This is a genomic window from Nonomuraea sp. NPDC049625, assembly GCF_040675285.1.
GTDB lineage: Bacteria > Actinomycetota > Actinomycetes > Streptosporangiales > Streptosporangiaceae > Nonomuraea > Nonomuraea angiospora_A.
In genome coordinates, this window is sequence record NZ_JBFAOQ010000001.1 from 871746 (window position 1) to 885540 (window position 13795).

17 protein-coding genes are annotated in these 13795 nt (G+C 71.2%); 6 read left to right on the forward strand and 11 right to left on the reverse strand.

The window, feature by feature from the left end; genetic code table 11:
• Positions 1-41 precede the first annotated feature (41 nt).
• Complete coding sequence (locus tag AB0J87_RS04195; protein WP_363962556.1) at positions 42-668, reverse strand: LysE family translocator; 627 nt, start codon at positions 666-668, stop codon at positions 42-44.
• Between the two features lie 4 nt (positions 669-672).
• The gene (locus tag AB0J87_RS04200) at positions 673-1551 is read right to left on the reverse strand and encodes a LysR family transcriptional regulator (RefSeq protein ID WP_363962557.1); all 879 of its coding nucleotides are present in this window, start codon (positions 1549-1551) and stop codon (positions 673-675) included.
• A 110-nt stretch (positions 1552-1661) separates the two neighbouring features.
• On the opposite strand from AB0J87_RS04200, the gene AB0J87_RS04205 reads away from it, so the two are divergent.
• Positions 1662-2192: a cysteine dioxygenase family protein gene (locus tag AB0J87_RS04205; RefSeq protein ID WP_363962558.1), complete on the forward strand. Its 531-nt coding sequence runs from the start codon at positions 1662-1664 to the stop codon at positions 2190-2192.
• Here the strand turns inward: AB0J87_RS04205 and AB0J87_RS04210 are convergent.
• Entirely contained in the window at positions 2171-2821 is a 651-nt protein-coding gene (locus tag AB0J87_RS04210; protein WP_350728492.1) for an alpha/beta hydrolase, read from the reverse strand. The genes AB0J87_RS04205 and AB0J87_RS04210 overlap by 22 nt on opposite strands.
• Positions 2822-2890: 69 nt before the next feature.
• Here AB0J87_RS04210 and AB0J87_RS04215 point away from each other — a divergent pair, with 69 nt between their 5' ends.
• Together AB0J87_RS04215 and AB0J87_RS04220 are read left to right on the forward strand one after the other, a co-directional pair.
• Positions 2891-3475 (forward strand): helix-turn-helix domain-containing protein, encoded by a 585-nt coding sequence (locus AB0J87_RS04215; RefSeq protein WP_363962559.1) that lies wholly within the window; start codon positions 2891-2893, stop codon positions 3473-3475.
• A gap of 14 nt (positions 3476-3489) precedes the next feature.
• Positions 3490-3771, forward strand: coding sequence for a hypothetical protein (locus AB0J87_RS04220; protein ID WP_363962560.1), 282 nt, complete (start codon positions 3490-3492; stop codon positions 3769-3771).
• Here AB0J87_RS04220 and AB0J87_RS04225 read toward each other — a convergent pair.
• Positions 3765-4163 (reverse strand): ester cyclase, encoded by a 399-nt coding sequence (locus tag AB0J87_RS04225; RefSeq protein WP_363962561.1) that lies wholly within the window; start codon positions 4161-4163, stop codon positions 3765-3767. The genes AB0J87_RS04220 and AB0J87_RS04225 overlap by 7 nt on opposite strands.
• Positions 4164-4250: 87 nt before the next feature.
• Here AB0J87_RS04225 and AB0J87_RS04230 point away from each other — a divergent pair, with 87 nt between their 5' ends.
• A complete protein-coding gene (locus AB0J87_RS04230) occupies positions 4251-4790 on the forward strand; it encodes a helix-turn-helix domain-containing protein (RefSeq protein WP_363962562.1) in 540 nt (179 codons plus the stop codon).
• A 77-nt stretch (positions 4791-4867) separates the two neighbouring features.
• Here AB0J87_RS04230 and AB0J87_RS04235 read toward each other — a convergent pair whose 3' ends face one another.
• The gene (locus AB0J87_RS04235) at positions 4868-5524 is read right to left on the reverse strand and encodes a hypothetical protein (RefSeq protein ID WP_363962563.1); all 657 of its coding nucleotides are present in this window, start codon (positions 5522-5524) and stop codon (positions 4868-4870) included.
• 60 nt (positions 5525-5584) lie between these two features.
• Positions 5585-6940, reverse strand: a complete 1356-nt coding sequence (locus tag AB0J87_RS04240; RefSeq protein WP_363962564.1) for a dipeptidase — start codon at positions 6938-6940, stop codon at positions 5585-5587.
• 263 nt (positions 6941-7203) lie between these two features.
• On the opposite strand from AB0J87_RS04240, the gene AB0J87_RS04245 reads away from it, so the two are divergent.
• Together AB0J87_RS04245 and ald are read left to right on the forward strand one after the other, a co-directional pair.
• Positions 7204-8586 (forward strand): aspartate aminotransferase family protein, encoded by a 1383-nt coding sequence (locus tag AB0J87_RS04245; RefSeq protein WP_350728499.1) that lies wholly within the window; start codon positions 7204-7206, stop codon positions 8584-8586.
• A gap of 64 nt (positions 8587-8650) precedes the next feature.
• Complete coding sequence (ald, locus tag AB0J87_RS04250) at positions 8651-9760, forward strand: alanine dehydrogenase (RefSeq protein ID WP_363962565.1); 1110 nt, start codon at positions 8651-8653, stop codon at positions 9758-9760.
• Between the two features lie 25 nt (positions 9761-9785).
• On the opposite strand, the gene AB0J87_RS04255 is transcribed toward ald, so the two are convergent.
• From AB0J87_RS04255 to AB0J87_RS04275, 5 genes are all read right to left on the reverse strand, one after another.
• Entirely contained in the window at positions 9786-11171 is a 1386-nt protein-coding gene (locus tag AB0J87_RS04255) for a tetratricopeptide repeat protein (RefSeq protein WP_350728501.1), read from the reverse strand.
• 56 nt (positions 11172-11227) lie between these two features.
• Positions 11228-12085 (reverse strand): sulfite exporter TauE/SafE family protein, encoded by an 858-nt coding sequence (locus AB0J87_RS04260; RefSeq protein ID WP_363962566.1) that lies wholly within the window; start codon positions 12083-12085, stop codon positions 11228-11230.
• A gap of 41 nt (positions 12086-12126) precedes the next feature.
• Positions 12127-12327 carry a hypothetical protein gene (locus AB0J87_RS04265; RefSeq protein WP_350728503.1) on the reverse strand — a complete coding sequence of 67 codons (201 nt, stop codon included), beginning with the start codon at positions 12325-12327 and terminating at the stop codon, positions 12127-12129.
• Between the two features lie 91 nt (positions 12328-12418).
• Positions 12419-12658, reverse strand: a complete 240-nt coding sequence (locus AB0J87_RS04270) for an SHOCT domain-containing protein (RefSeq protein ID WP_363962567.1) — start codon at positions 12656-12658, stop codon at positions 12419-12421.
• 95 nt (positions 12659-12753) lie between these two features.
• On the reverse strand, positions 12754-13722 hold the full coding sequence (locus tag AB0J87_RS04275) for an Lrp/AsnC family transcriptional regulator (RefSeq protein WP_363962568.1): 969 nt from the start codon (positions 13720-13722) through the stop codon (positions 12754-12756).
• Positions 13723-13795 lie beyond the last annotated feature (73 nt).

Genomic DNA, 13795 nt, shown 5'->3' on the forward strand with positions numbered 1-13795 from the left:
GATCTCACTATCGCACTATGAGCCAGAAATTTCCTGGCTTGTCAGGCCTTCTCGGTTGTGAGCCAGGCCGCCAGCCCGAGGTAGACCAGCCCGCTGCCCACGTTCAGGCGGCGGCGCGCACGGGCGGACCCGCGCAGCCGGCCCGCCAGCGCCGACGAGAGCATCGCGTACGCGCCGTCGGACGCCATCCCCAGCACCAGCCACAGCGCCCCGAACAGCAGGATCTGCGGGCCGACGGGACCTGCTTCCGGGTGGGTGAACAGCGGCAGGAACGTCAGGAAGAACAGGGCCGTCTTGGGGTTGAGGACGTTCACCACGAAGCCCTCCCAGAACAGCCGCCGCTTCGACTGCACGCGCAGCTCCAGCACCTGCTCGCCCTCTTCGCGCTGCATCAGCTTGCGTACGCCGAGCCAGAGCAGGTAGGCCACGCCCACGTACTTCACAATGGTGAACGCCGTGGCCGAGGCCGCCAGCAGCGCGCTGAGGCCCAGCGCCGCCGCCGCGATGTGGACGAGCGAGCCCGTGTGCACGCCGAGCACCGAGATCACGCCCGCGGCACGGCCCTGCGTGACACTCCGGGTGACGATGTAGAGGACCGCCGGTCCGGGGACCACGAGCAGGCCGAGAGTGGCCACGCAGAAGAGCGCGAGAGTCGAAATTTCCGGCATGGGGTCATCGTAGAGGCGGCGTCAAAAGACTTTCCCGCAGCGCCGCCAGCAGCGCCTCCGTGGCCGGTGGGTGGGGCGGCTCGCCGTAGACGGCGGCGTACACGTGCCGGGTCGAGCCGGGTACCTCGGCCACCTGCACGTCCGGGTTGCGGTGGGCCCGCAGCGCCAGCCCCGGCAGCATGGTCAGGCCCAGCCCGGCCGCCACCAGGGCCTGCACGGCCACGATGTCGTCGCTGGTGAACGAGATCTGCGGGGTGAATCCCGCCTTCTCGCAGATCTCCAGCAAGTGGCTCCTGCACCGGTCGCATCCCGCGATCCAGGCTGAGTCCGCGTGGTCGGCCAGCCCGCCCGCCGGACCCTTGGCCACCAGGTAGCTGGGGTCGTCGAGGAGGTGGATCATGCGGATGTCGCCGTCCTCGGGCGCGGTGTCGTCGTACCGGAAGATCACGGCCACGTCCACCCGCCCGGACCGCAGCAGCCTGAGCGCCTCCGGCGGCTCGATCTCGGTGAGCTGCAGGCGCAGCCCTGGATGAGCGGCCGACAGCAGCCCCGCCGCCTTCGGGATGAACGTGCCCAGCGCCGAGGGGAACGCGGCCAGCCGTACGCGCCCCGAACGCAGCCCCACGTGCGCGGCGAGCTCCTCGGCGGTGGCGTCGAGACGGCCGATGATCTCGGCGGCCCGCTCGGCGAGCAGCCGGCCCGCCTCCGTGAGCCTGACGCCGCGCCCGACGCGCTGGACGAGCCGGGCCCCGGTCTCCGCCTCCAGCCGGGCCAGGTGGTGGCTGACCGAGGGCTGCGAGTAGTGGAGCTCCTTGGCGGCGGCGGTCAGCGAGCCCTTACGGGCGACCGCGACGAGAACGCGAAGGCGCACGACATCCAGCATTCATCGATCGTATCTATGAATGGGCCAGATAACTTCTGTTGGACCTATCGGTTGCGGTGTAGCACCGTAGAAGGGGAAGGATGATTATCTGCTTTCCCTAGGGGGACACCATGAATATGGCCGCCACCACCGCCGCGCGGCCCGGCCTGGACGCGCTCGTGACCGGGGTCTCCGAGATCGTGGCGCGGCGGCTCGGTCGCGCCGAGACCGCGTTCGCCGTCGCGGACCTGCTGCGCGGCCGGCTTCCCGGGCTCGACATCCTCACGCCGCGCGAACGCGAGGGCTCGCCCGACGGCTACGTGTCCCGCCCGCTCCACTGCGAGGAGGACTTCTCCATCGTGAGCGTCGTGTGGCGTCCCGGCCAGGAGACGCAGATCCACGACCACGTGTCGTGGTGCGCGTTCGGCATCGTCAGCGGGATCGAGCACGAGACCCTCTACCGCGACATGGGCGATCATCTGGTCGAGATCGGGCGGGTCGACAACCGGCCCGGCGAGGTGAGCGGGTTCGCGCCGCCCGGCGACATCCACAAGGTCCGCAACACCAGCGACGAGGTGGGGCTGTCGATCCACGTGTACGGGGCGAACGTGGCCCGGCTCGGCAGCAGCGTGCGCCGCGTCTACGACCTGCCGGTGAGGTAACTCTCCAGGCGGTCGGCCAGCTCCTTCGGCCGGGCCAGCATGGGGGCGTGGCTGCCGTCGATCTCGTCGGGCGTGATGCCGAGCCGGTCGCGTACGACCCCGCGCATGAAATCGGGCGTGAAGAACCGGTCGTCCCGGCACAGCAGGAATCTCGTCGGCACGTCGGGCCACGCGTCGAGCGGCCACGGCTCTCCCATGGCCTTGTCCGCGTGGTCCCGTGACCTGGTCAGCAGCTCCTCGGCCACGTCTCCGGGCACGTCGTGCAGGAACAGGCCGATCGGGTCGGACATGTCCTTCGAGCCGAACCCCGTGTTGCCCCACCAGTCGGACGGCGGCTCGCCGGGGGCCGGGATCATGGCCGTGACCAGCACCAGGAGGTCGGCCGGTGTGCGGGCGCAGACGAGCGGCCCGACGAAGCCGCCCCACGAGTGCGCCACGACGACGAGGTCGCGCCGGCCTCCGACCGCCTCCACCACCGCGTCGGCGTGGTCGAGCAGGCCGGCGGACTCGTCCTCGACCGGCAGGCTCACCGCCACGGTGTCGTGCCCGCGGTCGCGCAGCTCGGGCTCCAGCAGATGCCAGTCCCACGCGGACCCGCCGCCCCCGTGGATCAGTGCGAACGTCGCCATGCCCCTCACCCTACCCTTCGATAGGAAAATTTATTTGCGCAAATTTTCTTTCGCTTCTATGGTGGTTCCATGGCCACCGAGGAGAGTCGTCGGATCAAGGACCTCGACACGCTCAAGGCGTTGGGGCATCCGCTGCGCATGAAGCTCTACCGCGCGCTCAAGGTGACGGGCACGGCGACCGCCTCCCAGCTCGCCGACCAGGTCGACGAGGCCGTCTCGCTGGTCAGCTACCACCTGCGCAAGCTGGCCACGCACGGCCTCATCGAGGAGGCGCAGGCGCGCGGCGACGCGCGGGAACGCTGGTGGCGACCGGCAGACGACGGCATCAGCACCAGGGACGAGGACTTTCGCGACTCCCCCGAGAGCGCGGCCGTCCACTCCGCGGTGACACGCATATACGCCCGCCAGCGTAACGAGATGTATGAGAGCTACCTCGACACCCAGCACGCCTGGCCCGGTGACTGGCGCAACGCGGTCTTCAGTTCCGAGCGCATCCTCTCGCTGACGGCGGAGGAGCTGCAGCGGCTGGGCGACGAGATCAACGAGGTCATCGGGAAGTGGCGGGCACACGGGAAGGACGCTCGCGAGGCGGGCGACGTCGAGGGTCGCGAGAACGTGGCGGTGCACACGTACGGCTTCCCGTTCCGGACCTGACCGAGGAGGGTGTGATGTATCCGGAGTTGTATCTGTTCGTGGAGCGGGCGCGAGCCCGTGAGCTGCGGGCCGACGCGCGGCGGCACGCCCGCGCGGGCGAACTGAGGGCCGCCATGTGGCGGCGAGCCCGGGTGGGTGAGCTGGGGGCCGCCATGTGGCGGCGAGCCCGGGTGGGTGAGCTGCGGCCCGGTGTGGAGCGCCGTCGCCCGGGCGGTTCGGTGGTCCGCGCCGTGGAGGTGCGCCTGGGCTGGGTGCTGGTGGAGGCGGGCCTGCGGCTGGTGCACCGGTATCACTGATCCAGGCCGAGCTGGTGGCGCATGGCCACCGAGTCCCTGATGGCCCAGTGCTCGACGATCCTGCCGTCCCTGACGCGGATCATGTCCATTCCCCGCACCTCGTAGCGACGCCCCGAGGCGGTGTGCGTGCCGCGGCTGAGGTAGACGTTGGTCGACAGGTCATCGGTGGAGATGTTCTGCTCCACCGTGACGGACATGTCATGAAAGCCCGTCCCGCCGGACAGGGCCCGTTCCCACTTCTCCCTCCACGCCGCCAGCCCGTGGTGGTCGCCGTCCGAGCCGCCTCGGTGGTCGATCACGCCGGGGTCGACGAGCGCCAGCCCCTCGTCGATCCGCCCGGCCCCGTAGAGCTCGATGATGCTCCGATGCACTTCACCGGCCGTCGCTGCCATGCCTGCCTCCCGCATTAAGTGGGGAACTCCCCGTTTAGTTGGCGTGACTAGACTAGATGGGGAGTTCCCCACTTAGCAAGGAGAAGGATGGGATCGCGTCCTCGCCGGGCGGATGCGCAGCGCAACTACGACCGGCTGCTGGCCGCGGCCGCGCAGGTCTTCGCCGAACGCGGCACCGACGCGCCGCTCGACGATGTGGCCCGCCGGGCCGGGGTCGGCAACGCCACCATGTACCGACATTTCCCCACCCGTACGGATCTGCTGGTCGCCGTCTACGCGGACGAGGTCGCCCAGCTGTGCGCCCGCGGCCAGACCCTGTCGGCCGCCGGGTCGCCGGCGCAGGCGCTGCACGAATGGCTGCGGCTCTTCATGGACCACATCGCCTCCAAGCGCGACCTGGCCCTGGCGGTCACCGGCGACAGCGGCGCCACCGCGCTGGTGGCGCAGTGGCACGCGTCCATGCTCGCCACGGCCTCGGGCCTGCTGGACGCGGCCAGGCGGGCCGGCGCCGTACGGGCGGATCTCGACGTACGCGACCTGCTGACCCTGGTCAGAGGCATCGCACTGACCGCCGCGGACCGCGCCCAGTCCGACCGCCTCCTGGCGCTGATCGACTGGTCACGCTGATCGGCTGGTCACGCTGATCGGCCGGCTACGGTGATCGGCTGAACCCGGCGCCCCCGACACGCCGGAACCGTCCTTCTCTACTCGGCGGCGGTCGCCTGGGCGTCCTGCAGCTTCCGCATGGCCACCTTCGCCGCCCGCTTGCTCAGGCCAGGGTCGAACGTCCCGAAGAACCCGTCGCTCACCAGCAGCATGACGCTGTTCCCGGTCCCGATGAGCACGACGTCCGCCGCGAAACTCGGCTTGGAGTTCAGGGCGGGGATCGTCTTGCGGTGCCTGATCCCGTAGGTCCAGGTGCCGAACTTGCCGATGGAGAGCTTGGTGATGCCGGCCTTGGAGGAGCCGGAGTTCGCCTTGACCCCGGAGCAGTCGCGGACCATGACCTTGCCCACGGGCTCCCAGCGGGCCAGCCGCGCGGGAGTCCCGCTGATCAGGAACTGCTTGACGCCGGACGGCTTGCCCTCCTCGTCGATGAAGGCCGCCGCCTTGCTCGTGAGAATGGGCTTCAGCGCCTTGATGGCGCTCCGGCACTTCTTCGTGTGCGCCGACTCGGAGTCCAGCGCCTCACGGATGTGCTTCGGGTTCTCCGTGTACTGCTCGCCCAGGTCGCCGGGCGTGATCAGGGCCTCGCTCAACTGATCCGAGGTCAGCGGCTTGGCGGGGGCGGCGGCCACGGCGGGAGCCGTGGCGACCAGCAGGAAAGAGGCGGCGAGGCCGCCTAAGATCGCGGAACGCATGGAACGGATCTTAGGGGTCGCGCGGGCTCCCCATCCGAGGCGAGCCCGCACGACCTGTCGTCACACCCCGAGCGCGGTGGGGAGGCTGAGCTCGTGGAGGAACAGGGCCTCCGTCGTCGCCACCCGCCGTAGCTCCTCAAGGTCCACCCGCTCGTTGGGCGCGTGGATGGCCGCGTCCTCGTCCTCCGCCCCGAACAGCAGGATCTCCGCCGCGGGGAACTGCTTCAGGAGCGTGTTGACCAGGGGGATCGAGCCTCCGGCGCCCACGTCCCTGGGCGGGCGGCCGAAGGCGCGCTCCATGGCCCGGTTGAGGGCGGCGCGGGCCTTGCCGCCCGAGTCCGCCTGGAAGCCCGAGCCCACCGTCAGGTCCGTGAACGACACCTGGACGCCCCACGGCGCCACCTTGCGCAGGAACTCGACCACGGCGTTCACCGTCGCCTTCGGGTCGCCCGCCGGGGGGACGCGTACGGTCACGCGGGCCCGCGCGGCGGGCTGGACCGCGTTCACCGCGCCCGAGACCGTCGGCACGTCCAGGCCCGTCACCGTGATCGCGTACGACGCCCAGAGCCGGTCGGCCAGCGAGCCCGAGCCCACCAGCGAGACGCCGTCGAGGACGCCGGCAGTCTTCCTGAACTCCTCCTCCGACGGCCCCTGCCCGAGGAAGGTGCCGCGCGGCAGGCCGGGCACGCGGATGTCGCCGTTGTCGTCGTGCAGTGAGGTCAGCATGCGCATGAGGGCGGCCAGCGCGTCGGGGGCCGCGCCGCCGAACGAGCCGCTGTGCACCGGCTCCCGCAGCGTGCGCGCCTCGATGGTGAACGCCGCCATGCCGCGCAGCGAGGTCGTGACCGCCGGGTCGCCGACCCGCGGGTTGCCGGTGTCGGCCACCACGATGGCGTCGGCCCGCAGCAGCTCGGGGTTGCGCTCGACGAACGCCTCCAGGCGCTCGCCCGCGTACTCCTCCTGGCCCTCGATGATGACCTTGATGCCCACGGGGAAGCGGCCCTGGAAGGCGCGCAGGGCGGTGATGTGGGAGAGGATGCCGGACTTGTCGTCCGCGCAGCCCCGCCCGTACAGCTTGCCGTCGATCAAGGTCGGCTCGAACGGCGGAGTGCGCCACGCGGCCGGGTCGCCCGCGGGCTGCACGTCGTAGTGCGCGTACAGCAGGACCGTGGGCGCGCCGGGCGGCGCGGGGGCCTCGCCGAAGATCGCCGGGAAGCTGCCTTCGACCGGCACCTGCTGGACACGCGGCAGGCCCACGGAGCGCAGCAGCTCCTCCGTCATCGCGGCGGCGGCGAAGACCGGCTCCTCCGGGTGCCCGGGGAAGGCCACGGAGGGTATGGCGGCCAGCCGCCGCAGCTCCTCGACGGCCTGGGGCATCGCGGCGGCGACGGCGCTCTCAATCTGGTCAGGAGTCACGGAAGGGTCCCCCGGGGGTCGTTATCAGAAGGTTCTGGCTGGTCTCAACATGTTGGTCTCATTGGATCACACAACGTTCCACGTGCGAGAACGCCAAAGCGGCGCTGGTGACCCGCGCGCCAATCTACATGCGGATTTCGTCGCCGTTACATAGTCGATCTGCGGATACCGATTTTCTTGCATATTGCTACGACCGATTCGCTTGGCAAATCCCCAGGTGAGCATGCAGACTGTGGGGAGTTGAGACACGAGGGAAGATAACCATGACGCAGCCGGAAAACGACGTCCTGAAGGCCGCGCAGGACAACCTGTGGTTGCACTTCACCAGGCACAGCGCCTATCAGCAGTCCGAGATCCCGACCATCGTGCGCGGTGAGGGGTCCTACGTCTACGACATCCACGGCAAGCGCTACCTCGACGGACTGGCCGGACTCTTCGTGGTCCAGGTCGGCCACGGACGCCAGGAGCTGGCCGAGGCCGCCGCCAAGCAGGCTCAGGAGCTGGCGTTCTTCCCGCTGTGGTCCTACGCCCACCCGAAAGCCGCCGAGCTGGCCCAGCGGCTGGCCTCGTACACGCCCGGCGAGCTCAACCGCGTCTTCTTCACCACCGGCGGCGGTGAGGCGGTCGAGACCGCCTGGAAGCTGGCCAAGCAGTACTACAAGCTCATCGGCAAGCCGCTCAAGCACAAGGTCATCAGCCGCCAGATCGCCTACCACGGCACCCCGCAGGGCGCGCTGTCGATCACCGGCATCCCCGCGTTCAAGCAGATGTTCGAGCCGCTGGTGCCGGGCTCGGTCCGGGTCCCCAACACCAACCACTACCGCGCCGACGAGATCACCGGCGTCAAGGGCATGACGCCCGAGGAGTACGGCATCTGGGCGGCCGAGCGCGTGGCCCGCGCCATCGAGATGGAGGGCCCCGACACCGTCGCCGCCGTCTTCGCCGAGCCCGTCCAGAACGCCGGCGGCTGCTTCCCGCCCCCTCCCGGCTACTGGCAGCGCCTGCGCGAGATCTGCGACGAGTACGACGTGCTGCTCGTCTCCGACGAGGTCATCTGCGCCTTCGGCCGGCTCGGCACGATGTTCGGCGGCCAGAAGTTCGACTACGTGCCGGACATCATCACCTGTGCCAAGGGCATGACCAGCGGCTACTCGCCCATCGGCGCCATGATCGCGCACGAGCGGCTGTTCGAGCCGTTCAAGGGCGGCGACGCCATGTTCGCCCACGGCTACACCTTCGGCGGCCACCCGGTCTCCTCGGCCGTGGCGCTGGCCAACCTCGACATCTTCGAGCGCGAGGACCTGCTCGGCCACGTCTCCAGGAACGAGCCGCTGTTCAAGGAGACCCTCGACGGCCTGCGCGACCTGCCGATCGTCGGCGACGTGCGCGGCTCGGGCTACTTCTGGGGCATCGAGCTGGTCAAGGACAAGGCCACCAAGGAGACGTTCTCCGCCGACGAGTCGGAGCGGCTGCTGCGCGGCTTCCTGTCCAAGGCGCTGTTCGACGCGGGCCTCTACTGCCGCGCCGACGACCGCGGCGACCCTGTCATCCAGCTGGCGCCCCCGCTGATCGCGGGGCCCGAGGAGTTCGCCGAGATCGGGTCGATACTCCGTGGCGTGCTCACCGAAGCGTGGACGCGTCTGTAGAGGCCCGACAGAACCACCCCTCAGTCCGGTACGACGGCGTGCCGGTTTCGCGAAAGGATCAACCATGAAGATCGGCGTCCCTGCCGAGGTCAAGAACCACGAATATCGCGTCGCCGCCACGCCCGCCGGAGTTCACGAGCTGGTGCGCCACGGCCACGACGTCCTGGTCCAGCGGGGTGCGGGCCTGGGCTCGCACATCCCGGACGAGGAATATCTCTCGGCGGGGGCGAAGATCCTCGACGGTGCCGACGCCGTATGGGGCGAAGCGGAGATGGTGCTCAAGGTCAAGGAGCCCATCGCCGAGGAGTACCACCGGCTGCGTGAGGGCCTCGTGCTCTTCACGTACCTGCACCTGGCCGCCTCGCGCCCCTGCACGGACGCGCTGCTGAAGGCCAGGACGACCGGTATCGCGTACGAGACCGTCCAGGTGGGCAACGCGCTGCCGCTGCTCGCCCCGATGTCCGAGGTCGCCGGCCGCCTCGCGCCGCAGGTAGGCGCCTACAACCTGATGCGCTTCAACGGCGGCCGCGGCGTCCTGCCGGGCGGCGTGCCGGGTGTGGCCCCGGCCAAGGTGGTCGTGATCGGCGGCGGCGTCTCCGGCCTCAACGCCGCGCAGATCGCCGTCGGCATGGGCGCCGACGTCACCGTGCTCGACACGAACATCGACCGCCTGCGCTTCATCGACGCCATCTACCAGGGCCGGCTCAGGACGCTGGTCTCGACGTCGTACGCGATCGAGCAGGAGGTCCTGCAGGCCGACCTGGTCATCGGCGCGGTGCTGATCCCCGGCGCCAAGGCCCCGACGCTGGTCTCCAACGACCTGGTCTCGCGCATGAAGCCGGGCTCCGTACTCGTCGACATCGCCATCGACCAGGGCGGCTGCTTCGAGGACTCGCGCCCGACCACGCACGCCGAGCCGACGTACAAGGTGCACGAGTCGGTCTTCTACTGCGTGGCCAACATGCCGGGCTCCGTGGCCAACACCTCCACGTACGCCCTGACGAACGCGACCCTCCCGTACGCGGTCAAGCTGGCCGACCTGGGCTGGCGCGAGGCGCTCAGGACGGACGCCGGCCTCGCGGGCGGGCTCAACACGCACGACGGCCTGCTCACCAACGGGCCGGTGGCCGAGGCGCTCGGCCTGCCGTTCACCCCGGTGACCGAACTGGTGTGACGAGGAGCGCCCGGGCGTGCGTCGGTCAGCGCACGCCCAGGCGCTTGCGCAGGTCGCGGGCCGTGGCCAGCACGTACTCGATCTCGCCGCAGCTCGGCCACGGCGCGGTCCCGGGACGCAGCAGCGTGCCGCGCACCGACGCCAGGTGCTCGATCGCGCTCGGGTGCAGCCCGCTGCGCCCCACCAGCCACCCGATCACGTCGGAGTGGTCGTGCAGCGGCCGGGTCACCAGATCCCACGTGCCGAGCACCTCGGTCAGGTCGCCCACGTCCAGCGCGGCGCCGCCCCTGCGGCCGGTGGCCGCCGCGGCCAGCTCGGCCCTGGCGGCCAGCTCCGGCTCGGCGTGCCGCCCCCACGTGGGCGGCGGCGGATCGGACAGCCATTCCTGGGCCTCGCCCAGCTCACCGGCCACCGACAGCAGCCCGCCCAGCTCGACGGCGGCCCCGCGGTGCCCGGCCCGCGCCGCCTGCCGGAACCAGTGCTGCCCGCCCGCCAGGTCGCCGAACTCGGCGATCAGCAGCAGGCCGTAGTTGAAGGCCGCCTCGGCGTCCCCGCCGGCCGCCGCCCGGCCGAACCAGTGGCTGGCCGCCGCGCAGTCCCTCAGCTCGACGCAGACGAACCCGGCCATCCGCTGGTCGTAGCCGCGCCCGGCGCCGGCGGCCTGCTCGAACCAGGCGCGGGCGATCCGCAGGTCGCCCATGGACAGCGCGATCTCGCCGAGCTGGGAGGCGGCGCCCGGGTGCTCGCTCTTGGCGGCCAGCCGGTAGTAGGCCTCCGCGCCCTCGGGGTCGCGGCTGGCGTGCAGGTAGAGGCCCATGCAGTACGCCGAGTCCGGGTGGCCGCCCCTGGCCGCGTACTCCCACCAGCGCACGGTCTCCTCGTCGTCGCCCGTCGCGTAGGCCAGGAAGCCCAGGTCGTGCGCCGAGGCCATGTCGCCTTCCGCGGCCGCCGTGCGGTGCCACTCGCGGGCCGCCGCCAGCTCGCCCGCGTCCTCGCACATCAGCGCCAGCCTGCGGGCCGCGGTGCTGGAGCCGCCGTGGGCCGCGACCTCGTACCAGCGCCGGGCCCTGTCGGGGTCTCCGCGCTGCTCCAGCAGGAGCGTCGCCAGGTTGCTCGCCGCCTCGGCGTCGCCGGCGCCGGCCGCGAGTTCGTACCAGCTGACGGCATCCACCAGGCTGCCGTGCATCTCGTGCCAGACGCCCAGGTTGTACGCGCTGTCCAGGTTGCCGCCCTCGGCCGCCCGCTCCCACCAGTGCTTGGCGGCCGCGCGGTCGCCGTGCTGGGCATAGAGCTTGCCGAGCCGGTGCGCGGCCTGCGCGTCGCCGGCTCCCGCGGCGGCCAGCAGCTCGGGCTCGTCTCCCACGCGCGGCGCCGGTACGGACGGCGCCGCGACCTCTCCTTGCCAGGCCATGGCGACCAGCGTGGCACGTGATCGCGTGATCACGAACGGTAATCGCCGACATGGCGTCACGAGAAGTCGATGAAGCCCGTGTACATGCCCATCCCGCACACGTACCGCAGCGCGCCCTTCGGCTGCGGCGGCAGGCGTACGGTGGCCGGCAGCGCGACGTCGCGCCCGCCGATCGTGACCGTGCCGGTGCACCCCCGGTCGACCAGCTTGAACACCACCTCGACCGGCGCTCCGGCGCGGGCCGCCACGACGGCCGGCCGGTAGCCCTCGCGGGTCGCCCAGACCGTCACGATCTGCTCGCCGGGGCCATGCGCGGCGGGCAGGGGCCTGGACGCGGCCGGCGGGGTGCCGCCGATCCAGCCGCCCAGGGTGAGCCCCGCGCCGACGGTCCAGAGCCCGGCGGCGACGGCCACGACCGCGGCGAGCCGGGCCAGCCGGGTGCGGGAGACACGCCGCAGCACGTACCCGAGCAGCGCGAACGCCGGAGCGGTGCCGAGCACGAACCCTGCCATGGCCGCCGCCCCCGCCACCGGGGAGCCGCTGGAGATCGCGATCATCTCCATGCCGAGGGTCACGCCGCAGGGCACCAGGATGGTGGCCGCGCCCAGCAGCGGCGCCTTGTAGCGCGAGGGGGCGCCGGCCTCGGGCTTGGCCGCGCAGTGACCGCGCCGCATCAGCCGGACGGCGAAGACGATCACGGTGAGCCCGGCCGCGACGAGCAGCACCGCGCGGGCCGCGGGCGGGAGGCTGACGGCCGAGCCGAGCAGCCCGAGCAGCGCTCCGGCCGTGGTGTACGAGGCCAGCCGCCCCGCCAGGAACCAGCCGACCAGCGCGGGATCGCGCCCGTGGCAGTGATCGACCAGGCCCATGAGCAGGCTGCCCTGCGCCGCGGTGCACGAGGCCGTCCCCGCCACCAGCCCGGCGGCGACTCCGCCGGCCAGCAGGGTGACGGCGCTCAGCGGGCGAGCGCCAGACTGTCCAGAGACCCGCTCTTGGCGGCCTCGACGATCGAGCCGAACTGGTCGAGGCTCATCTCCACGCGCTGCCCGAAGTCGTCGGTGATGACCACCTGGCGCTCGACGGGCGCCGTTTCGTCGACGAACAGCTCGGGGCACCCGCAGCTGCACTGGCCGCAGAACCTGGCGACGGATCGCATACCTGTCCCCGCTCTCTATGTATCCGGTACACGAACCGTAACGCCGGTCCCTGAATGCGGCCAGTGACAGTAATTGCACCCTTAGTGATGTTTAGGATGTCCAGCCTTTGAGAACGGACACCTTCTCGAAGTACTCGTCCTCGCTCATCTCGCCGCGGGCGTACCGCTCGGCGAGGATCCGCTCTGCTCCGGTGGTGGGCGACGCGGCAGCCGCGACGTGCGCGTGGCGCGGCCCCCACCAGCCCTTGTGCCGGGCCGTGATGGCCAGCGCGACGACGGCGACCCAGAACAGGCCCCAGAAGAACGGGATGATCGGCCAGAAGCTGTGCATGTCTCCTCCTTGACGTGATGCCTTTCAGCGTGCCGGTCGGAGGGGCGGGCCGAATCGCACGTCAGGCCCTGTTCGGAGTCAGCCCGGGGGAGTGTTCACGCGGGTCGCCCGTACACCTGTGGGGGTAGTGCGCCGGTGCGTTTGACCGTCCGGAGGACGGGGGCGGTCTCCAGCGTCTGGACGGCGTCCAGGGCGCTCACCCGTTCGGTGAGGTAGCGGTACAGGTCGGCGTTGTCGCGGCAGATGGCGGTGGCGAGGAGGTTGGTCGGGCCGGTGGTGACGCTGGCGAAGGAGATCTCGGGGTGGCCCGCGAGGGTCCCGGCCACCTGGAGCAGCTCGGAGGGGCGCACGGCCATCCACAGCCGGGCCTCGGCGCGGTAGCCGAGCAGCCTGGGGGAGTAGTCGAGCTGGATGGTGAGCGCGCCGGACCCGCGCAACTGGCGCAGCCGGCGCTTGGCCGTGGCCTCCGACCAGCCGGTGGCCCTGGCCAGCTCCGTGTACCCGGCCCGGCCGTCCCTGGCCAGCACGTCCAGGAGGCGGTGGTCCTCCTCCTGGAGGACGATGCCGTCCGATCCGGTACGCGGCTCGGGGCGCAGCAGGTCGGCCTGCTCCGCGGTGAGCCAGGCCAGGCCCTGCCAGCCGTCGGGCAGGGCGAAGCCGCGCAGGAGCGAATGCGCGGTCATGGACAGGACGCGGCTGGTCCGGGGCAGCTTCTCCAGCAGGACCGTGTCGGGCGACTGGGCGAAGCACGAGATCTCGGTGCCGCCGGACAGCAGGTGCACCCAGTACGTGTCGGGCCTCCTGGCCAGGGCCTCGGCGATGGCGGTGCCCGCGTCGGGCGTGCAGCGTACGCGGATGGTCCACGGCGTGTAGCCGAGGAGCGCGCCGTCGAGGCCGCCCACCACCCTGATCACGCCGGCCGCCGTGAGCCTGCGGTAGCGGCGGGCGACGGTCTGCTCGGAGACGCCGAGCACGTCGGCGATCCTGGCGAAGGGGGCGCGGCCGTCGAGCTGGAGCGCGTGCACCAGACCGCGGTCCACGCCGTCGAGTTCGGCGGATTCCATTCATTCAGGCTAATCCTCTGGAGGAAAGCCACCGAAATATCGTGAAAAATTGGGGCACCTTCGGCCCGCGGGC

What these genes read in the sequence shown, in the direction of transcription:
- AB0J87_RS04195 (WP_363962556.1), bottom strand. Translation starts at nt 668, where the DNA reads ATGCCGGAAATTTCGACTCTCGCGCTCTTCTGCGTGGCCACTCTCGGC.
- AB0J87_RS04200 (WP_363962557.1), bottom strand. Translation starts at nt 1,551, where the DNA reads ATGCTGGATGTCGTGCGCCTTCGCGTTCTCGTCGCGGTCGCCCGTAAG.
- AB0J87_RS04205 (WP_363962558.1), top strand. Translation starts at nt 1,662, where the DNA reads ATGAATATGGCCGCCACCACCGCCGCGCGGCCCGGCCTGGACGCGCTC.
- AB0J87_RS04210 (WP_350728492.1), bottom strand. Translation starts at nt 2,821, where the DNA reads ATGGCGACGTTCGCACTGATCCACGGGGGCGGCGGGTCCGCGTGGGAC.
- AB0J87_RS04215 (WP_363962559.1), top strand. Translation starts at nt 2,891, where the DNA reads ATGGCCACCGAGGAGAGTCGTCGGATCAAGGACCTCGACACGCTCAAG.
- AB0J87_RS04220 (WP_363962560.1), top strand. Translation starts at nt 3,490, where the DNA reads ATGTATCCGGAGTTGTATCTGTTCGTGGAGCGGGCGCGAGCCCGTGAG.
- AB0J87_RS04225 (WP_363962561.1), bottom strand. Translation starts at nt 4,163, where the DNA reads ATGGCAGCGACGGCCGGTGAAGTGCATCGGAGCATCATCGAGCTCTAC.
- AB0J87_RS04230 (WP_363962562.1), top strand. Translation starts at nt 4,251, where the DNA reads ATGGGATCGCGTCCTCGCCGGGCGGATGCGCAGCGCAACTACGACCGG.
- AB0J87_RS04235 (WP_363962563.1), bottom strand. Translation starts at nt 5,524, where the DNA reads ATGCGTTCCGCGATCTTAGGCGGCCTCGCCGCCTCTTTCCTGCTGGTC.
- AB0J87_RS04245 (WP_350728499.1), top strand. Translation starts at nt 7,204, where the DNA reads ATGACGCAGCCGGAAAACGACGTCCTGAAGGCCGCGCAGGACAACCTG.
- ald (WP_363962565.1), top strand. Translation starts at nt 8,651, where the DNA reads ATGAAGATCGGCGTCCCTGCCGAGGTCAAGAACCACGAATATCGCGTC.
- AB0J87_RS04255 (WP_350728501.1), bottom strand. Translation starts at nt 11,171, where the DNA reads ATGGCCTGGCAAGGAGAGGTCGCGGCGCCGTCCGTACCGGCGCCGCGC.
- AB0J87_RS04265 (WP_350728503.1), bottom strand. Translation starts at nt 12,327, where the DNA reads ATGCGATCCGTCGCCAGGTTCTGCGGCCAGTGCAGCTGCGGGTGCCCC.
- AB0J87_RS04270 (WP_363962567.1), bottom strand. Translation starts at nt 12,658, where the DNA reads ATGCACAGCTTCTGGCCGATCATCCCGTTCTTCTGGGGCCTGTTCTGG.
- AB0J87_RS04275 (WP_363962568.1), bottom strand. Translation starts at nt 13,722, where the DNA reads ATGGAATCCGCCGAACTCGACGGCGTGGACCGCGGTCTGGTGCACGCG.